16 protein-coding genes, 1 tRNA gene and 1 pseudogene are annotated in these 19213 nt (G+C 70.8%); 13 read left to right on the top strand and 5 right to left on the bottom strand.

Annotated elements, in window-relative coordinates; all coding sequences use genetic code 11:
• The first annotated feature begins 338 nt into the window (after positions 1–338).
• Both J7E87_RS12155 and J7E87_RS12150 read left to right on the top strand, forming a co-directional pair.
• Positions 339–1022, top strand: a complete 684-nt coding sequence (locus J7E87_RS12155) for a bifunctional DNA primase/polymerase (protein ID WP_215092987.1) — start codon at positions 339–341, stop codon at positions 1020–1022.
• Positions 1023–1211: 189 nt separating this feature from the next.
• Positions 1212–1823, top strand: a complete 612-nt coding sequence (locus tag J7E87_RS12150) for a hypothetical protein (RefSeq protein WP_215092985.1) — start codon at positions 1212–1214, stop codon at positions 1821–1823.
• Between the two features lie 194 nt (positions 1824–2017).
• On the opposite strand, the gene J7E87_RS12145 is transcribed toward J7E87_RS12150, so the two are convergent.
• The 3 genes from J7E87_RS12145 to J7E87_RS12135 form a co-directional block, all read right to left on the bottom strand.
• Positions 2018–2986 (bottom strand): DUF5926 family protein, encoded by a 969-nt coding sequence (locus J7E87_RS12145; protein WP_215092983.1) that lies wholly within the window; start codon positions 2984–2986, stop codon positions 2018–2020.
• Positions 2987–3259: 273 nt separating this feature from the next.
• Positions 3260–3859 (bottom strand): ATP-binding protein, encoded by a 600-nt coding sequence (locus J7E87_RS12140; RefSeq protein ID WP_215092981.1) that lies wholly within the window; start codon positions 3857–3859, stop codon positions 3260–3262.
• 53 nt (positions 3860–3912) lie between these two features.
• Positions 3913–4713, bottom strand: coding sequence for a glycerophosphodiester phosphodiesterase (locus J7E87_RS12135; RefSeq protein ID WP_215092979.1), 801 nt, complete (start codon positions 4711–4713; stop codon positions 3913–3915).
• A 260-nt stretch (positions 4714–4973) separates the two neighbouring features.
• Between J7E87_RS12135 and J7E87_RS12130 the strand changes: the two genes are divergently transcribed.
• From J7E87_RS12130 to J7E87_RS12120, 3 genes are all read left to right on the top strand, one after another.
• Positions 4974–6485 (top strand): S1C family serine protease, encoded by a 1512-nt coding sequence (locus J7E87_RS12130; RefSeq protein ID WP_215092977.1) that lies wholly within the window; start codon positions 4974–4976, stop codon positions 6483–6485.
• Positions 6486–6530: 45 nt separating this feature from the next.
• Positions 6531–6617 (top strand) — tRNA-Ser (locus J7E87_RS12125).
• A gap of 296 nt (positions 6618–6913) precedes the next feature.
• On the top strand, positions 6914–7858 hold the full coding sequence (locus J7E87_RS12120; RefSeq protein WP_215092975.1) for a hypothetical protein: 945 nt from the start codon (positions 6914–6916) through the stop codon (positions 7856–7858).
• Positions 7859–8276: 418 nt separating this feature from the next.
• Here the strand turns inward: J7E87_RS12120 and J7E87_RS12110 are convergent, their stop codons facing one another.
• The gene (locus J7E87_RS12110) at positions 8277–9152 is read right to left on the bottom strand and encodes a bifunctional DNA primase/polymerase (protein WP_215092971.1); all 876 of its coding nucleotides are present in this window, start codon (positions 9150–9152) and stop codon (positions 8277–8279) included.
• Between the two features lie 312 nt (positions 9153–9464).
• Here J7E87_RS12110 and J7E87_RS12105 point away from each other — a divergent pair, with 312 nt between their 5' ends.
• From J7E87_RS12105 to J7E87_RS12070, 8 genes are all read left to right on the top strand, one after another.
• Positions 9465–9767 (top strand): hypothetical protein, encoded by a 303-nt coding sequence (locus tag J7E87_RS12105; protein ID WP_215092969.1) that lies wholly within the window; start codon positions 9465–9467, stop codon positions 9765–9767.
• A gap of 213 nt (positions 9768–9980) precedes the next feature.
• Entirely contained in the window at positions 9981–11171 is a 1191-nt protein-coding gene (locus J7E87_RS12100; protein ID WP_215092967.1) for an acyl-CoA dehydrogenase family protein, read from the top strand.
• A 41-nt stretch (positions 11172–11212) separates the two neighbouring features.
• Entirely contained in the window at positions 11213–12127 is a 915-nt protein-coding gene (locus J7E87_RS12095) for a bifunctional MaoC family dehydratase N-terminal/OB-fold nucleic acid binding domain-containing protein (RefSeq protein ID WP_374195163.1), read from the top strand.
• Complete coding sequence (locus J7E87_RS12090; RefSeq protein ID WP_215092964.1) at positions 12127–13158, top strand: acyl-CoA dehydrogenase family protein; 1032 nt, start codon at positions 12127–12129, stop codon at positions 13156–13158. The genes J7E87_RS12095 and J7E87_RS12090 overlap by 1 nt, the downstream gene beginning before the upstream one ends.
• Complete coding sequence (locus J7E87_RS12085) at positions 13155–13550, top strand: MaoC family dehydratase (protein WP_215092962.1); 396 nt, start codon at positions 13155–13157, stop codon at positions 13548–13550. The genes J7E87_RS12090 and J7E87_RS12085 overlap by 4 nt, the downstream gene beginning before the upstream one ends.
• Positions 13547–14713, top strand: a complete 1167-nt coding sequence (locus J7E87_RS12080; protein WP_215092960.1) for a lipid-transfer protein — start codon at positions 13547–13549, stop codon at positions 14711–14713. Before J7E87_RS12085 ends, J7E87_RS12080 begins: the two co-directional genes overlap by 4 nt.
• A 205-nt stretch (positions 14714–14918) precedes the next feature.
• Positions 14919–15500, top strand: coding sequence for a SigE family RNA polymerase sigma factor (locus J7E87_RS12075; protein ID WP_215092958.1), 582 nt, complete (start codon positions 14919–14921; stop codon positions 15498–15500).
• A 215-nt stretch (positions 15501–15715) separates the two neighbouring features.
• Positions 15716–17362, top strand: coding sequence for a long-chain fatty acid--CoA ligase (locus tag J7E87_RS12070; protein WP_215092956.1), 1647 nt, complete (start codon positions 15716–15718; stop codon positions 17360–17362).
• Positions 17363–17501: 139 nt separating this feature from the next.
• Here J7E87_RS12070 and J7E87_RS12065 read toward each other — a convergent pair.
• Positions 17502–19213, bottom strand: a pseudogene (locus J7E87_RS12065) (PAS domain S-box protein); the annotation flags it as partial.

Below are 19213 nucleotides of genomic sequence, written 5' to 3'. Positions count from 1 at the left end.
ATGGGTACGTAAACGGTGATGGCCAGGGGCAGTTGGGACCGCCCCGGAACCTGGCGGCGGACCCTGGCGTCCTAACAGCCGGAGGCCGCGCCCCATCCCCGAGTGGCGGGGAAAGTTCAGCGGGACAGCAAGCGCCAGGCGCGCGCCACCCCTCGCCATGCGTTTAATGGACTACAGCCCACGTTCGGCCCCCGGGCGGCGATCCTGTCGCAGGCGAAGCGGGGGGTCGCCCATGCCACCGGCAAGGGGCGGTGATGCGCCGACTTGTACGCACAGTGAAGAGCTGCACACATGTTGTGATGTGGACCTCGGCGTTCAACGGAAAGGAACGAGCGCTCATGCGCGAGATCCTCGGAAGGCGACGCAGGCTCCGGTTCCGGCGCAAGAGGGGGCCTGTCCAGCTAGAAGCGGCGCTCACCTGCGCCGGCGATTGGCAATGGCCGGTACTCCCCGGTGTGGGACTGAAAGAGACTGGAAGTCGCGGAGAGCGCGCGCGCGGCTGCGCCTGCCCCGACCCCGAGTGCGTCGTACCCGGCGCACACCCCTTCGACCCAGGAATCCTGGCGGCGACGACCGACGAGCGAATGGTGCGCTGGTGGTGGGCCAACCGGCCCACCGCTCCGATCATGCTGGCCACCGGAGGGCGCGCGCCGTGCGCGGTGAGCCTGCCCGCCGTCGCGGGGGCCCGTGCGCTGACGGCGCTCGACGGGATGGGCATGCGGCTCGGCCCTGTGGTCGCGACGCCCACGCGCTGGTCGCTCCTGGTGGCTCCGTACACCCTCGAGCAGCTCGGCGAGCTGCTCTTCGTCAAGGACTGCGTGCCGAGTTCGCTGCGCTTCCACGGGGAGGGCGGCTATCTGGTGCTGCCGCCATCCGAGACGGGGACGGGCCAGGTGCGCTGGGAGCGTGCGCCGCTGCCGGGGTCCGCGGCTCCCTGGCTGCCGGATGTGGAGGCGGTGGTGGACGCGCTGGTCGAGGCGAGCACCAGCGCGCCGGGCGGCGGCAGCCGTCTCGCGTACTGAACGTGTGCACCGGGCCCGCCGTATCGCGGGCCCCTGATCCCTCTCTGGATCCGGGCCGGCTCTGTCACTCGTACGGGTAGGAGCCGGCCCGAGTTGTGCCGGAATTGGGCGCGGGGCTCCACTGGCGGCGGTATTGGGTCGATATCTTCGGCCCACCGTCAGATTTCCCGCGCCGTCACCAGGTGGCCCATGAATCTCCGCATGATCGGGCTCGCCGCCACGGTGGCGTTCACCGGGCTGCTGCCGCTGGCCGCCTCCGCAGGGCCGGTTGGGGGTACCTCCCAGCCCGAAGGCTCTCGGGGAGAAGCCCGGCCGGGACCGGGAGTCATTCCCGCGCCCGGTCCCGCGTCCGGCCACGCTTCCGCATACGAGGCGCAGCCGAAGCCGGGTCTGCTGCCCGGGCCCGGCGCGTCCCCCGCCGCCGGCGTGACCGGGCTCATTGCCGCGCACACATCCGCGCGATGTGGGCCGGAACTCGCCTCTCCCGACGGGGTCGAGGCCCAGACCTGCGTGCTTACCGAGGGACGCGAGACCTGGGCGCGTACGTACTACCGCAATGCCACGGGCGAGAAATTGACTTCCTTGCTCACTCTGATGGGTCCCGGCGGGCGCACGTTGCGGATCAACTGCGTGGTCCGGGCGGAGGGCGAACCGGGCGCCTGTGAAACTCCCCGGAAGGCCTCGTACGGGGCTGTCGCTGATTATTCGGCGATGGCGGAGTTCGCGACTGCGGACGAAGTCGGAGAGGGGCCGCTGCTGCTGCGGTCCGGGAGTAACTCCGCGTCCCCTGCGGGCGGTTGACGGAACGAACCGTTCCGCGAAATGGAAGCGCCCGGTCGCTGGCGACGGGGGATGCACCAGCGACCGGGCTTCTAGAACGGTAACAAGAGATCGGCAGTTCGCAAATTCGATCTGGGGTATTCGGACAGGGATTTACCCGCCCGTAGGGTGAGTTGTGACTGGGGTCACCTATCGGTCGACAGAAACCGTCACTCTCAGCTCAGGGTGACTTGGCGGTTGGTGAGCCCACCGCGCGCCCGGCGCTCCTCCGCGGTCAGCGGCGTGTCGATCGCGAGAGCCTTCGCGAGCCGCTCGGCGAGCTCGGCGGCCGGCTTCTCGCACTCCTCGGCACCCATCGCGCTCGGCAGGTCCCAGACCGGGACCATCAGCCCGTGCGCACGGAAGGAGCCGACCAGCCTGGTCCCCTCGCCGATCGAGGAGGTACCGGCGGCGTGCAGCCGGGCAAGCGCGTCCAGGAGATCCTCCTCGGGGTGCGGCATGACCCAGCGGAGGTGGTTCTTCTCCGGGGTCTCGCACCAGTACGCGGCGTCGACGCCGGAGAGCTTCACCGTCGGGATCGCGGCGGCGTTCGCGCGCTCGAGCGACGCGGACACCTCCGGGCTGGCGTTCGCCGCGGAGTCCGGGACCCAGAACTCGAAGCCGGAGTGGACGACCGGCTCGAAGGCGGCGTCCGTGTCGAGCAGCTCCTGCAGCCGTACCCCGTCGGCGGGCACCCTCTGGGCGGCGACCGGGGTGCCGGGCTCAGCGGTCAGCGCGCGCTGCAGAGTGTCGGCCAGATCGCGGCTGAGGTCGCCGGACGAGGTGTCGTTCTGCAGGCCCAGCAGGACGGATCCGTCGTCACGGCGCAGGGCGGGCCAGGCCATCGGCAGCACGGTGGCGAGGGTCACGGACGGCACGCCCTCGGGCAGCCCGCCCTTGAGGGTGAGCGGCGCGGTCGCGGCGGGCACCAGTTCGCGCAGGGCCACCCAGTCGCACTCGCCGGGCAGTCCCTCGAACGGACGCTGGATCAGCTCGGTGACGGCGTGCGCGGCGGCCCGGCCGTGGCAGGCCTTGTAGCGGCGGCCCGATCCGCAGGGGCAGGGCTCACGAGCCCCGACCACGGGGATCTCTCCGTCCCTGAGCTGCGGCTTCCCGGCCTTGGTCTGGGGGCGCTTCTTGGCCATGGTGTGGCTTTCTCCCGATTACGGCGGTGCTGTGTGCTGTGTCGTCGGGCGCGAGCCTAGCCGTCGGCCGGGTTCAGTACAGCTTGGCCGGGCCCTCCATCGAGTTGAGCCGAACCCGGGACCGCTCGGTGGGGGCTGGCGGCCGGACTGTTGGTCGGGCTGCCCGTCGGGGCCTTCCGCCCGGCTGTCGGCGGGGCTGCCGGTCGGGCCCCGCCCCGCTGTCGGCGGGGCTCTCCGTCGAGCTCCGCCGGACTGCGTGCGACTGCGCCGGGCTCAGTCGTGGTCGTCGTACGAGTCGGAGAAGTCGAATCCGGGGCCGGCGACGCGCGTAGCGAAATCCCCGCGGCGATGCCCTTCGGTGACAAGCACCCACACCGTGACCTCACCGGCCGCGCTGTCGCGGACACCCCAGTCCTGGGCGAGCGCGCTGATGATGTTGAGCCCGCGACCGCCTCGTGCGGTGACCGATGGCGTGGCTGGAACCGGCCGGGTCGGACCGCCTCCGTCCGTCACCTCGACGGTCAGCCGGCCGGTCCGGTCGACGCGCCAGGCGGCGCGGACGTCGCCGTCGCCCACCTCCGCGTGCCCCAGCGGCCTGCCGTGCCGACAGGCATTGCTGAGCAGTTCGGAAAGGATCAGTACTGCATCGTCGACGACCGATTCGGACACCCCATTGCGTCGCAATTGCTCACGCATCCGGTGTCTCGCCTCACCCACGCCCGCAGGACCATGGGGTACGGCCATGCTCGACGACGTGGGCACCTCCTGTGCCACCACAAACGCCACCCCCGAGACCTCCTTTGCCCCACGCCACGGTGTGAATGCCCCAATGGACTGGACCGGAAACCGGCCAAGCGCGGGCCAGTGACGCACTCGTAACGATCGAATACGGACCGAACGCGCCGGTGCACTCCCTGTAATGAGCGTTAAAGACGGCCCAGTTGGGACAACACCTGTTTGGGGCGATTGGTGATGATGGCATCGACACCGAGGCGGGCGCAGAGCTCGACGTCCTCCGGTTCATTGACGGTCCACACGTGCACGCGATGGCCCTGGCGGTGCAGCCGGGCGATATAGCTGGGGTGGTTGCGGACGATTCGCATGCCCGGGCCGGCGATCCGGGCGCCTGCCGGCAGCCGCCCGTCGCGCAGCCGCGGCGTCACGAACTGCATCAGATAGACGGTGGGGATGTTCGGCGAAGCCGCCGAGATCCGGTGCAGGGACCGCGCCGAGAAGCTCATGATCCGCACGGGCGAGTCGTCGGCCGTGGTCGGATCGGCCAGGCCGAAGCGCCCGAGGAGGTGGAGCAGCCGTTCCTCCACCTGGCCCGCCCAGCGGGTGGGGTGCTTCGTCTCGATGGCCAGCTCGATGCGGCGGCCGGAATCGGCCACCAGCTCCAGCAGCCGTTCCAGGGTGAGTACGGAGGTGAAGGACCGGTCTCCCCAGTCGGGGCTCTCCTCGCTGTCCTTCCACGACCCGAAGTCCAGGGCGGCGAGGTCGGCGAGTTCCAGGGCGGACACGGCGCCCCGGCCATTGGACGTGCGGTTGACGCGGCGGTCGTGGACGCAGACGAGATGCCCGTCGGCGGTGAGCCGTACATCGCACTCGACGGCGTCGGCGCCGTCGTCGATCGCCTTCTTGTACGCGGCCAGGGTGTGCTCGGGGGCGTCTTCGGAGGCGCCTCGGTGGGCGACGACCTGGATGTTGTGCTGCCGTGCTTGAGTCACCGCGTCATGGTGTCACCGAGGCTGGGTAGGTGCGTGCGAGGGGCTGGTCCGGAAGGTGGTTCGAGGGCTGTCCGGAGGGTTTCCGGCGGCCGTACGGCTGTCGTCCGGTGGCTTTGGAGATGCGTCCGTTTTGTCGGACGTAAAGGATTGCGGAGATACACACAGGTCCTGCTTACAGTGGTCTGACGTGTTGTGGGAAAAGCTGACGGCAGCCATTTACGAGCGCTGACGAGGAATCTGTGGAACCTGAGGAGAGAGCTGTGAGCACCGAGAACGAGGGCACTGCGGTCCCGGCCGCCCCGTCCGTACCTCCCGTGCCGGGCGCCGCTCCCGAAGGCACGTCGGTCTCGGCGCAAGGGGCCGAGACATCAAGGGCAGCCGAATCAGCTCGACCGGACGGGACGTACCACCACACCGAGCCGGCAGCGGCTGCGGCCGAGCAGCACGGGCACTCCCCCCAGTCCGACCCTGCCACCGCGCCGCTGCCTCCTGTCCCCGCAGCAGCGCCGACCGGCGCGCACCACGCGGCAGCCGGCTGGCCGCCGCCCCCGCCCCCGCTGCCCTCCTACGGGGGCGGCAGCGGCGGCGGTCCGGCCTGGGGCGCGCCGGCACAGGTCTCGGAGCCCCCGCGCAGGCACTCCGGCGGACTGGTCGCGGCAGTGCTCGCCGCCGCGCTCGTGGCGGGCGGCGTCGGTGGCGGCATCGGCTACTGGGCCGCCGAGCGCAACGACAACACCTCCGGTTCGACCACCGTCTCCGCGGCGGACGCACCCAAGGACTTCAAGCGCGACCCGGGAACCGTCGCCGCGGTCGCGGCCAAGGCACTGCCGAGCGTGGTCACCATCGAGGCGAAGGCCGCCGGCGGCGGCGTCGGCGGGAACGGCGAGACCGAGGGCGGCACGGGCACCGGCTTCGTCTACGACAAGGAAGGCCACATCCTCACCAACAACCATGTGGTGGCCTCCGCGGCCGACAGTGGCACGGTGTCCGCGACCTTCTCCAACGGCAAGAAGTACGACGCCGAGGTGGTCGGCCGGGCCGAGGGCTACGACGTCGCAGTACTGAAGCTGAAGAACGCCCCCTCGGGGCTGAACCCGCTGGCCCTGGGCAACTCCGAGCAGGTCGCGGTCGGCGACTCGACCATCGCGATCGGCGCGCCCTTCGGCCTGTCGAACACCGTCACCACCGGCATCATCAGTGCCAAGAACCGCCCGGTCGCGTCGGGCGACGGCTCCAGCGGCAAGAACTCGTACATGAGCGCCCTGCAGACCGACGCCTCCATCAACCCGGGCAACTCCGGCGGTCCGCTGCTCGACTCGCGCGGTGCTGTGATCGGCATCAACTCCGCGATCCAGTCGGCGGCCAGCGGTGGCGTCGGCCAGTCGCAGGCGGGCTCGATCGGCCTCGGCTTCGCCATCCCGATCAACCAGGCGAAGAACGTCGCCGAGCAGCTGATCAAGACGGGCAAGCCGGTCTACCCGGTGATCGGCGCGACGGTCGACATGTCGAGCAAGGACTCGGGCGCCAAGATCGCCGCCGAGGGTGCGGGCGGCACCCCGCCGGTGACCCCGAACGGCCCGGCCGCGAAGGCCGGTTTCAAGGCGGGCGACGTCATCACCAAGTTCAACGGCAAGCCGGTCGACAGCGGTCCGACGCTGATCAGTGAGATCTGGAACCACAAGCCGGGCGACAAGGTGACACTCACGTACCAGCGCGACGGCAAGGAGCACAAGACAGAGGTCATCCTGGGCCAGCGCACGGGCGACAGCTGATCCCGGTAGTCTGTAGCCCGCTCCGCCGCAGGTGGCCGGGGCGCGGGTGGGTTGCCCGAGCGGCCTAAGGGAACGGTCTTGAAAACCGTCGTGGCAGCGATGTCACCGTGGGTTCAAATCCCACACCCACCGCCCAGATCAGCGTAGGTACTGGTCAGAAGGGGTGTCTCTCAGTGAGAGACACCCCTTCTGCGTTCAGGTTGTCTCACCCTGGGGCGCAGGTATCCCGGTGTCGAGCAGGGCGTGCGGCCAAGCTGCGGCCACGATTCGGGGCTTGGCGATCTTGGACGGTCACGGGCGCCGCATTCCGCGGGGGTCCGGAGCATCCTCTGGGGCGGTGCCGGGCCGCTTGCCGACCGGTGGCGGCCTCCCATGGGCGGTGGAAGGATCGGAAAGATCCCTTTACGTACGCGTTCTCGAGGAGCGGCATGGACGACGAGGGCACCGAGGATGTGACGGAAACCGACGTTGATGACATCGATGACGTCGATGACTACGTCGACAAGGAACCCGTCGGTGCGGAGCTCGCGGAGCCGGACGTTCTCCTCGACGTCCCGCTGCTGAAGGTGGACGAGATCACCCTGGACGTCGAGGATCTGCGCGCGAGGGTGTCGCTCCAGGCGGAGGTGCTCGACCTGCTCCGGCTGAACGTGGGGGCGGACGTGGAGCTCGGCGCCGTCCACCTCGACATCAAGGGCGTGGAGGCGCAGGCGCTGCTGAAGGTGCGTCTGGACAACGTCGTGGAGGTCATCGGGAGGGTTCTGACGACCATCGACCGCAACCCGGACATCCTCAGGGACGTGACTTCGGGCGTCGGGACCGCCGTACGTGAGGTGGGTACTGGGGCGGGCCGTACGCTCGACGAGGTCGGGCGTGGTGCCGGCCGGGCGGTGGAGGACGTGGGGCGCGGCGCGGGCAGCGCAGTCGAGGATGTGGGGCGCGGCGCGGGCACCGCGGTCGAGGACGTGGGGCGCGGGGCCGGGACTGCGGTCGAGGGTGTCGGGCGCGGGGCCGGGACCGCGGTCGAGCGCCTGGGTGACGACACGGGCAGGGCGGTCACGGGGCTCGCGGAACAGAGCCGGTCGGCCGCCACGGTGGAGGGAGCCGCCGCGCGCGTCGGCGAGACGCTGCCGGACACCGCGGAGAAAGTGTCCGACGTCCCGGAGGCCGAGAGTGGCGGCGCCGCGCGCGCCAGGAAGCCTGGGGGCGCGACAGGCCGCGCGGCACGGAAGCTCGCGCGCGAAGAACCCACACGCAGGCGACGGGCCGCCGAAGGTGGCGAGGGGCGGGCGCGACGGACCGCTGAGGCGCCTCGTCGCAAGGTGAAGCGTGTGCGGGAGCAGGAGCCGGAGGACGACGGCCGGCCTCCGTGAAGGCCTGAACACCGGCACGCGGACATCGAGTTCACCTCCACCGTGGCGGCCGACCGGCTCCGTTTCCGCGAAGCGCCGCGGGCGGACGTCCGCTTCAGCGGTAGCCCCGGCACCCGCTCGGCCACGGTGAGCACGAGGACGAACCTGCCCGACCCGGTCGACATCGGCGTGGAGCACCGGAACGTGCAGGTCCGGTACAAGCTGTCGAACACACTCGGCACCGAGGGCCGACAGCGCTCCTGAACGTGTGACGGCGACGGCACCGAGGGGTTCAAATCCCACACCCACCGCGTAGGTCGTCAGCGGTGCTGGTCAGAAGGGGTGTCTCTCGGTGAGAGACCCCTTCTGTATTCAGCCTGCACCGGCCGACTGCCCTGCCTGGCCGCGTTCCCTTGTTTCCCCAACCCCCGTGTTCCCGTCAGCGGCCCCGGCCCGAGGTGAGCCGCTCGGCCGAGGCGATCGTCGCGCGGGCCTCTCGTTCGGTCAGGCCCGCGCGGACTGCCGCCTCGGTGAGGGCGTCCGCGAGGTCGTCGCCGAAGCCGTTCTCGTAGGCGCGGCAAGCCGCCCAGAACAGCCGGGTGTTCCGCTGGCCCTCGTGGGCCGCGAGGACGAACTGGACCAGGCCCTGGCCCTGGGGCGGACGGGAGGGGGCGGGTTGCGTGGGGTGATGGGGGCGTGCGGGAGGCGTGATGAGGCGCAGGAGTGCGCGGGGGCACGGCGCGGGGGACAGCTCAGCCGTGCCGGGCGCGAGGCGGTACGCGCCGTGGGCGCTCACCGAGCCGGGGCCGACGAGATAGCCGCCGGCGCCGCGGACGTCGATGCCGGGGGCGAGTCGGCTCGCGGAGTTCGGGACGACGACGTCGGGCGGGCCGGTCAGCCAGAGGTGGCGGCCGCCGCTCGGGGTGAGGACGGTGACCGTCTCCGGGATCGTGAACAGATGGCGCAGGGCCAGGTGCCGTAGTGCGGCCACGGAATCGGTCGAGGACTTGGTGTCGAGGTCGATGCCGATCAGGTGGTGCGGCGGCCGGCCGCAGGCGATGCCGTAGCCGGTGGCCCAGGGGGCGGCGGCGAACAGCGAGCGGATGCCCGCCGGGTCGGTGGTGGCGTCGTGGACGCCATGGCCGGGGAGGCCGCATTCGCCGCGGCACAGGACCGGCTCGGGGGCGCCCCGGTGGGGTGAGCGCAGGGCGGGGAGCTTGGTGGGGGACAGGGGGATGACGGGGAGTCCGCGCTCGGCGGCGGAGAGAGCGTGGGCGAGGGCCAGGGTGGCGGTCTGCCGGTCGGTGGTGGCCATGGCTCTATTTTCGTACGAGTGTTCGAAGAAGGGAAGAGGGGGAGATTGGCCGAAATTATGCTGAAACGCTTCCCCTCTTGTCCTGGCCGGGTTTTGCGGTGTGTGCCGGCCTGAAATGAGGCTCTGGGGGCGCGAAGGAGGTTTATCGACATGTCCTCACGCTTGAGGGCGAATTGGGTGCTGCGGGGTGGTTCGCCAGGGATTGGGTGGGCAACTCTGATCCCGCGACGTCGTGACCACGATCCGGGGCGGTCGGCCAACTGCCTTGGAACAAGCCGTACTTCTGCAGTTCCGGTTCATGGAGGAAATGACATGGCAAGCATCCGCACCGCCCGCGCCATCGCCGCTGTCGCTGCCCTGCCCCTCGCTGCCGCCCTCTTCTCGGGTATTGCCCAGGCCGACAACGGCGCTTTCGCGGACGACGGATCGAACGCGACGGTGGCCTCTGTCGTCGGCGGCGTCGGCGGTGACAACTGGGGCAATTCGACCACCACCCAGCAGGTGGCGAGCGGCGCCGGCGCGTCCAACCAGAACAACACCGCCAGCGTGAACGGCTCCGGTTTCACAGTGATCGACCAGTCCAACGCGGTGGTGAACTTCACAAGTCTGTGGTGAGGACCGGTCCGAGGGGGATTGATCAAGGGGTGAACGACTGCCTGCGCGGTGGCACTTCGGTGCCGCCGCGCAGGCGGTTGTGCGTGGTGGCCGTCTGCTGCGGCTGCGCGTGCCGCTGTGGCACGGCGGTCGCATCCGGCGCCGACCTTGACAGCGGACACGTATCTGACGGACAGTCAGAAATCCTGATCCGTACGCCCGGGAGGCGGCCTCGTGCACCTCGCCCCGACGGAGCGGCAGCAACTGCTGCGCGCCGAACTGCGCTCGTACTTCCGAGATGTGATGCCGGACGGACCGCCGCCCGCCGACGACCGGACGGGGCAGCGCCGGCTGCTGCGACGGATCGGCGCGGACGGACGGCTCGGCCTCGGCTGGCCCGTGGAGTACGGAGGCCAGGGGCGGGGCCCCGACGAGCAGTTCGTCTTCTTCGACGAGGCGTACCGGGCGGGCGCGCCGGTCTCCATGGTGACGCTGAACACTGTGGGCCCGACCCTGATGAAGTACGGGAGCGCGGAGCAGAAGTCGTACTTCCTGCCGCGCATCCTCAGCGGTGACGTCGTCTTCGCGATCGGCTACAGCGAGCCGGAGGCCGGAACGGACCTCGCCTCGCTGCGTACGCGCGCCGTGCGGGAACGCAACCCTGACGGCGACTTCTGGCTGGTCGACGGGCAGAAGATCTTCACCAGCAATGGCCAGAGCGCGGACTGGATCTGGCTCGCCTGCCGTACGGACCCGCAGGCGCCCAAGCACAAGGGCATCTCGATCATCCTGGTGCCGACGGACGCGCGCGGATTCACATGGACGCCGATCGAGACAGTGGGTGGACTGACCACGACATCGACGTACTACGACGGGATACGGGTGCCCGCCGCGAACCTGGTCGGCGAGGAGAACGGCGGCTGGGGGCTGATCACCAACCAGCTCAACCATGAGCGGGTGGCGCTCGCGGCGATCGGGATGCAGGCCGAGGGCTTCTACGAGGCGGCACTGGATCGGGCGCGTACACCCGATCCGGTGACGGGTGAGCGCCGGATTGACGAGCCGTGGGTGCAATTCAGGGCGGCTGAAGTGCACGCCCGGCTGGCGGCAACGCGCCTGCTCAACTGGCGTTTGGTGGGGGATGTGGGGGCGGGCCGGCCGGCGCCCGGAGACGCGAGCGGCGTGAAGTTCGCGGGAACCGAATCCGCGGTCGAGTCGTATCGAATGTGCCAGGAAATTTCGGGGGAAGCGGGGCTGATCCGGGGCGGATCACCCGGCTCGCTCGACATCGGAGCTCTGGGTGACGGGGAGCTCGAGCGGATGAACAGAGCGGCGCAGATCAACACCTTCGGGGGCGGGGTGAGCGAGGTGCAGCGGGAGATCGTCGCGACGATGCGGCTCGGCATGAAGAGGGGGAAGCGGTGAGCGGGGAGGTGGTGACGGGGCGAGGGACGAGCGGGGGAGTGGTGAGTGAGGAGTTCTACGGACGGCTGAAGGCGTACGAGGGGCGGGCCGCGGCCACGGCCGGTACCGGCAAGGACCTGGTCAACGAGCCGATGATCAGGCACTGGTGCGAGGCGGTGGGGGACGCCAACCCCGCCTACACCGGTCCTGACGCCATAGCGCCGCCGACCATGCTGCAGGCATGGACGATGGGCGGACTGTCCGGGCATTTGGACCGGTCGGCGGCGCACGACGAACTGTTCGCCCTGCTCGACGGGGCGGGGTACACCTCGGTGGCCGCGACCGACTGCGAGCAGGAGTATCTGCGGCCCCTGCGGCCGGGGGACCGGATCACCTTCGACGCGGTGATCGAGTCGGTGTCGGAGCTCAAGACGACGAAGCTGGGGACAGGCCACTTCGTCACCACCCGGATGGAGGTCCGCGCGGACGGGGAGCCGGCGGGCACCCACCGTTTCCGGATCCTGAAGTACGCCCCGGCGGCGAAGGGGAAGCCCAAGGGGAAGCCCAGCGGCGAGCGGCCACGGCCGGTGATCAACCGGGACAACGCCGGCTTCTGGGACGGCGTGGCCGAGCACCGGCTGCTGATACAGCGGTGCGCGGGGTGCGGGACGCTGCGCTTCCCCTGGCTGCCGGGGTGCGCCGCGTGCGGCTCCCCGGAGTGGGACACGGTCGCGGCGAGCGGCAAGGGGACCGTCTACTCGTACGTCGTGATGCACCACCCGCCCTTCCCTGCCTTCGACCCTCCGTACGCGGTGGGGCTGATCGAGCTCGCGGAAGGCGTGCGGGTTCTCAGCAACGTCGTCGGCGTGCCGTACGACAAGGTGCGGATCGGGATGCCCGTGCGGCTCGAGTTCCTGAGGGTCGACAACGAGTGGGAGCTGCCGGTCTTCAAAGGCGCGGACGGGGGTGCGGACTGATGGACTTCACACCCACCGAGGAGCAGTCCGCGGCACAGGAGCTGGCAGCGCGGATCTTCGGTGACCTCTCCACACATGAGCGGCTGGCCGCCGCCGGGACGGGGACGGACGCCGAGTTGTGGAAGGCGCTGTGTGCGGCGGGGCTTGTCGGGGCCGTCGAAGACATAGGCGTGCTCGGTCTGGTGCTGCTCCTGGAGGAGCAGGGGCGGACCACCGCACAGGTGCCCTTTGCGGCGACCTGTGTGTACGGACTGCTGGCGGTGGCCGCGCACGGCACGGACGAGCAGCGCGCCCGGCTGCTGCCCGCACTTCGCGGGGGCACGGCGGTGGCGACCGGGGCGTTCCCGGCGAACGGAGTTGGCGTACGGGCCACCGCGCCAGGGCGGTTGAGCGGCGCCCTCCCGTTCGTGCCGTGGCTGCGGGACGCCACACATGTGCTGGTCCCCGACGCCGACCTGACGCTGTGGCTCGTACGGACGGCCGACACTCAGGTGTCGGAGGTGGAGACCACCGCGCCCTGGGCGGCCGGGCGGCTCGTCCTGTCCGGGACGCCGGGCGAACGGCTCGGCGGGCCCGGTGCGTACGAATCGGTGCTGGCCCTGGGGCGTACGGCCTTCGCCGGCTTGCAGGCCGGAGTGTGTGCGGGCTCGCTGGCCCGGGCCGTCCAGTACACCTCGACCCGCGAGCAGTTCGGGCGTCCGCTCTCCACCAACCAGGGCGTGCTGCTGCGCGCCGCCGACGCCTACATGGACACCGAGGCCATAAGGGTCACGGCCTACGAAGCCGCCTGGCGGCAGGACGAAGGTCTGGACGCGGCCGCCGAGGTGCTGACAGCCGCCTGGTGGGCCTCCGAGGCCGGCAAGCGTGTCGTCCACGCCGGGCAGCATCTGCACGGCGGGACGGGCGCCGACCTGGACCATCCCGTCCATCGGCACTTTCTGTGGGGGCGCCAGCTGGACGCCTATCTCGGCTGTGGCGCGGAACTCCTCGCCGAACTGGGCCGGTTGCTCGCGAAGGAGGAGCCCGTATGACGGCTGCCGGAGACGAGCTGCCACCGCTCAGCATCCCCATTACCCGCACGCTGATCGTCGCCGGGGCCGTGGCCTCCCGCGACTACCAGGACGTCCACCACGACTCCGAGCTCGCGAAGGAGAAGGGATCCCCGGACATCTTCATGAACATCCTCACGACCAACGGCCTGGTCGGGCGGTATATCACCGACTGCTTCGGGGAGCGGGCCGTGCTCCGCAAGGTCGCGATCAGGCTGGGCGCGCCCAACTACCCGGGGGACACGATGGTGTTGTGCGGCACGGTCGTATCCGTGGAGGGCGACAGGGCCGAGGTGCGGGTCGTCGGCGCCAACAGCATCGGCAATCACGTGACCGGCACGGTGACGGTGACAGTTCCGGAGGACGGATCATGAGCATCCGCGGCCGGGACACGCTCGGCGGGCGGGCGGCCGTCGTCGGGATCGGTGCGACGGAGTTCTCCAAGGACTCCGGGCGCAGCGAACTCAAGCTGGCCGTCGAGGCGGTGCGGGCGGCCCTCGACGACGCAGGCCTCTCCCGGGCCGACGTCGACGGCCTGGTCACCTTCACCATGGACACCAGCCCCGAGATCACGGTCGCCCAGGCGGCCGGCATCGGCGAGCTGTCATTCTTCTCCCGCATCCACTACGGCGGCGGCGCGGCCTGCGCCACCGTGCAGCAGGCAGCCCTGGCCGTCGCCTCCGGGGTCGCCGAAGTGGTCGTCTGCTACCGGGCGTTCAATGAACGCTCCGGGCGGCGCTTCGGCTCCGGCGTGCAGCACCGGGAGCCTTCGGCCGAGGGCACGGCGCTCGGCTGGAACCTCCCGTTCGGGCTGCTCACGCCCGCCTCGTGGGTGGCCATGGCGGCGCAGCGCTATCTGCATACGTACGGACTCACCCCCGAGGCGTTCGGCCATGTAGCCGTCACCGACCGCCGGCATGCGGCGACCAACCCCGCCGCGTACTTCTACGAGAAGCCGATCACCCTCGCCGACCATGCCGCGTCGCGATGGATCGCCGAGCCGCTGCGGCTGCTCGACTGCTGTCAGGAGACCGACGGCGGTCAGGCGATCGTCGTCATCAGCGTCGAGCGGGCCCGCGACCTGCCCCAGCCGCCCGCCGTGATCGTCGCGGCGGCGCAGGGAGCGGGCCGGTCGCAGGAGCAGATGACCAGTTTCTACCGCGACGATCTAACCGGCCTGCCCGAAATGGGCGTGGTCGCCCGGCAGCTGTGGCGAACGTCCGGGCTCACTCCCGGCGACATCGACGTCGGCATTGTCTACGACCACTTCACCCCATTTGTGCTGATGCAGCTGGAGGAGTTCGGGTTCTGCGAGCCCGGTGGGGCGGCGGAGTTCGTGGCCGCGGACACGCTGCCGCTGAACACGCACGGCGGCCAGCTGGGCGAGGCGTATCTGCATGGGATGAACGGCATTGCGGAGGCGGTCAGGCAGCTTCGCGGCACCTCGGTCAACCAGATACCGGGCGTGGCCAGGACGCTGGTAACGGCGGGCACCGGCGTCCCCACGTCGGGGCTGATCCTGGGCGCTGACGGGTGAGCGGCCGCGAGGGCCGTCCCCGCGTCGGAATGCGCAACGGCAGGCCCAACGGTGCCCGTGCCCGTGGGGGTTTCCCTGTCCGACCCTGAGGGTCTCCTCCACCTTCAGGAGGTCGGGGCAGTACCGCCACTACAACCTGAGGCGGACAACGCTTCGGGACCTGGGGCCGATCCGCGACAGTACTGCCCGCTCCTAGCGTGGACCTATGACCACGCCAGTCTGCACAAGCGCTTCGAAGGCCGCCGCGCCGGTGCCCTCGTACGCGCCGCCCGCGCGCTATGCGCCCGGCGCACGCTATTCGTCCTTCTCGTCGTACGTACGGGCGCGGGGGCCCGTGCTGCTGCGTACCGCCCGCTCGCTCACTGCGAACCCGAGCGACGCCGAGGATCTGCTGCAGACCGCGCTCACCAAGACGTATGTCGCGTGGGACCGGATCGAGGACCACCGGGCGCTCGACGGCTATGTCCGCCGTGCCCTGCTGAACACCCGTACCTCGCAGTGGCGCAAGCGCAAGGTGGACGAGTTCGCCTGCGAGGAGCTGCCCGAGCCGGAGACGGTGCCCGCGCCGGACCCCGCCGAGCAGCAGGTCCTGCACGACGCGATGTGGCGCGCCGTGATGAAGCTGCCGGACAGGCAGCGGGCGATGGTCGTGCTGCGCTACTACGAGGATCTCAGCGAGGCCCAGACGGCCGAGGTTCTCGGTGTGTCGGTCGGTACGGTCAAGAGCGCGGTGTCCCGGGCGCTCGGCAAACTGCGCGAGGACCCGGAGCTGTCGCCCGTGCGCTGATTCGGCCAGGCCGAAACCGGCTGCGTGAGCTGATTCGGCCAGGCCGAACCGGCTCCCTTGCGCTGATCCAGTTCCTGCCTGTGCACTGTGCGTCCGGCCCCGTCCATCGATGTGGGGCGATTCCTTACTCCCGGGTAGTGACATACCGAGCGGTATGTGAGCAGAATCTTCACACCTTTACGCCATGTAGCGCTAGCGCCCACCGGGAGGACGCCGTGCTGAGCACCATGCAGGACGTACCGCTGACTGTGACCCGCATCCTTCAGCATGGGATGACGATCCACGGAAAGTCGCAGATCACCACCTGGACAGGTGAGGCCGAGCCGCAGCGCCGCACCTTCGCGGAGGTCGGGGAGCGTGCGACCCGACTGGCCAACGCCCTGCGCGACGAGCTGGGGATCGACGGCGATCAGCGCGTCGCCACCCTGATGTGGAACAACGCCGAGCATGTCGAGGCGTACTTCGCGATCCCCTCCATGGGCGCCGTACTGCACACCCTCAACCTCCGCCTCCCCGCGGAGCAACTGGTGTGGATCGTCAACCATGCCGCCGACCGTGCGGTCATCGTCAACGGCTCGCTGCTCCCGCTGCTCGCGCCGCTGCTGCCGCATCTGCCGACGATCGAGCACATCGTCGTGTCCGGCCCCGGCGACCGTGGACTCCTGGCCGACACCCAGGCGCGGGTCTACGAGTACGAGGAGCTGATCGCCGGCCGCCCGACCACCTACGACTGGCCGGAGCTGGACGAACGCACCGCCGCGGCCATGTGTTACACCTCCGGCACCACGGGCGACCCCAAGGGCGTGGTCTACTCCCACCGCTCCATCTATCTGCACTCCATGCAGGTCAATATGGCCGAGTCGATGGGGCTGTCGGACAGCGACACGACCCTCGTCGTCGTACCGCAGTTCCACGTCAACGCCTGGGGCCTGCCGCACGCCACGTTCATGACCGGCATCAACATGCTGATGCCCGACCGCTTCCTGCAGCCCGCGCCGCTCGCCGACATGATCGAGCGCGAGAAGCCCTCGCACGCCGCGGCCGTTCCCACCATCTGGCAGGGCCTGCTGGCCGAAGTCACCGCGAACCCGCGGGACCTGAGCTCGATGAAGCAGGTCACCATCGGCGGCGCGGCCTGCCCGCCGGCGCTGATGGAGGCGTACGACAAGCTGGGCGTGCGGCTGTGCCACGCCTGGGGCATGACGGAGACCTCCCCGCTCGGCACGATGGCGCACCCGCCGGCGGGACTGAGCGCGGAGGAGGAGTGGCCGTACCGCGTCACCCAGGGCCGTTTCCCGGCGGGCGTCGAGGCCCGTCTGGTCGGCCCCGGCGGCGAGATCCTGTCGTGGGACGGCGAGTCGGCCGGTGAGCTGGAGGTGCGCGGCACCTGGATCGCCGGTGCGTACTACGGCGGCGCGGGCGGCGAAGACTTCAGGCCCGAGGACAAGTTCAGCGAGGACGGCTGGCTGAAGACCGGCGACGTCGGCGTGATCAGCCCCGACGGTTTTCTGACGCTGACCGACCGCGCGAAGGACGTCATCAAGTCCGGCGGCGAATGGATCTCCAGCGTCGAACTTGAGAACGCGCTGATGGCTCACCCGGAGGTCGCGGAGGCGGCCGTGGTCGCGGTCCCGGACGACAAGTGGGGCGAGCGGCCGCTGGCGACGGTGGTGCTGAAGGAGGGTTCGACCGCGGACTACGAAACGCTGAGGGCCTTCCTCGCCGAGAAGATCGCGAAGTGGCAGCTGCCGGAGCGATGGGCGGTGATTCCGGCGGTGCCGAAGACGAGCGTGGGCAAGTTCGACAAGAAGGTGATCCGCAGGCAGTACGCGGACGGCGAGCTGGACGTCACGCAGCTGTAGTGCGTGCGGCGCAGTGCCTTCGGCCGCAGTGCGTGCGGCTGCGGTGCGTGCGGCAGTAGTGCGTCGGCCGCAGTGCGTGCGGCAGTAGTGCGCGTACGAGCGAAAAGGGGCGGCAGTGACAACTGCCGCCCCTTTTTGATCAGTTGGTCCCGATCTTTGCCAGCAGGTCGACGATACGGGCCTGGACCTCGTCGCTCGTGGAGCGTTCCGCCAGGAAGAGCACCGTCTCCCCCGACGAGAGGCGCGGCAGTTCTGCGGGGTTGAGGCCCGCCGAGGTGTAGACGACCAGCGGGGTGCGGTTCAGCCGGCCGTTGGCGCGCAGCCAGTCGATGATCCCGGCCCTGCGGCGGCGTACCTGCATCAGGTCCATCACCACCAGGTTCGGCCGCATCTGGGAGGCGAGGGTGACCGCTTCCGTGTCCGTGCCTGCCCGGGCGACCTGCATGCCGCGGCGTTCCAGGGCCGCCGACAGCGCGAGCGCGATCTCCTCGTGCTCCTCGATCAACAGCACGCGCGAGGGGTGCTGTTCGCTGTCGCGGGGGGCCAGTGCCTTGAGCAGTACGGCCGGATCCGCGCCGTACGCCGCCTCCCGCGTCGCCTGCCCCAGCCCCGCCGTCACCAGCACCGGGACCTCAGCGGCCACCGCGGCCTGGCGCAGCGACTGCAGCGCGGTGCGGGTGATCGGGCCGGTCAGCGGGTCGACGAAGAGCGCCGCCGGGAAGGCTGCGATCTGCGCGTCGACCTCCTCGCGGGAGTTCACGACCACCGGGCGGTAGCCGCGGTCGCTCAGTGCCTGCTGCGTGGAGACGTCGGGCGCGGGCCAGACCAGCAGCCGGCGCGGGTTGTCCAGCGGCTCCGGGGGCAGTTCGTCGTCGACGGGCTGCGGCTGCGGCTGGTTGGCCACCTCGATCGCGCCGCCCGGGCCGTCGAGCGGCTCGGGGCCCTCCGCGCCCTCGTCGGGCGCGCCGATCGCGTATGCGCGGCCCTCGGACCGGTCGGCGGGCAGCCGCGACCCGGTCTGCGCCGAGGCCTGCGGGTGCGGCCGGGCGGCGGCCTCGGGCCGCTCGCCCGCCGGGGGCGTGGCCAGCTTCCGGCGGCGGCCGGAGGCGAGCGTCTGATTCTGCTGCTGAGCGATCTGCTGCGAGAACGGCACGCCCTGCCCGAGCGTGCGCACGCTGAACGCCCGCCCCTGTGTGGAGTCCGCCGGAGCCGGAGCCTCGGCGGGCAGCGGCTGGGCGGCGCGCGGCGCGGCCTGCCGGCCGTCGGCTGCGGGCTGCGGCTGCGGTTCCGGCAGGGATACAGAGCCGGTGACCTGGGCCGTCTCCCCGGTGCCCGGGGCGCTCGCGGTGTTCTGGGCGGCGGGGCTCGCGCCGGGCGCGGCCGCGTCGACAGGTGTCGGGTGCTGACCGGTCGAGCCGTCGGAGGCGAGCGCCGCGAGACCGCTGCCCGAGGTGTCGGCCTGCGTCCACTCGGACTGTGCCTGCGGCTGCGGAAGGGGCCGCATCTGGACCTGCCCGTTCGGCTGCATGCCGGGCTGCGCGTCGGGTGCCTCGGCGGGCAGTGCCTGCGCCTCCGTATGGCCGCGGCGGCGGCCCGAGGGCACCGGGTGCGGCTGCGGCGGCGTGTGATCGGCGCCCGGCTCAGTGCGTACCGCGTCGTGCCGGCCCGGCATCGAGGCATCCGCCTCACCGGCCGTCGGCGGAATCCGGTCGGCCTCGGCCGGGGGTAGCGCGAACGCCGTACGCCCCGACTCCACCTCGGCCGGCGCGGTCGCCAGCGCCCGCCTGGCCCGCCGCCCGGCGGGCGCGGCTGGACCCGCGCTCGGGCCCGGAGCAGCGGAGAGCTCGGGCC

Source organism: Streptomyces sp. ISL-1, assembly GCF_018614585.1.
GTDB classification, from domain to species: Bacteria; Actinomycetota; Actinomycetes; order Streptomycetales; family Streptomycetaceae; genus Streptomyces; species Streptomyces maoxianensis.
The sequence above is the reverse complement of the archived record's forward strand: the minus strand, read 5'-3'. Positions and strand labels throughout refer to the sequence as shown.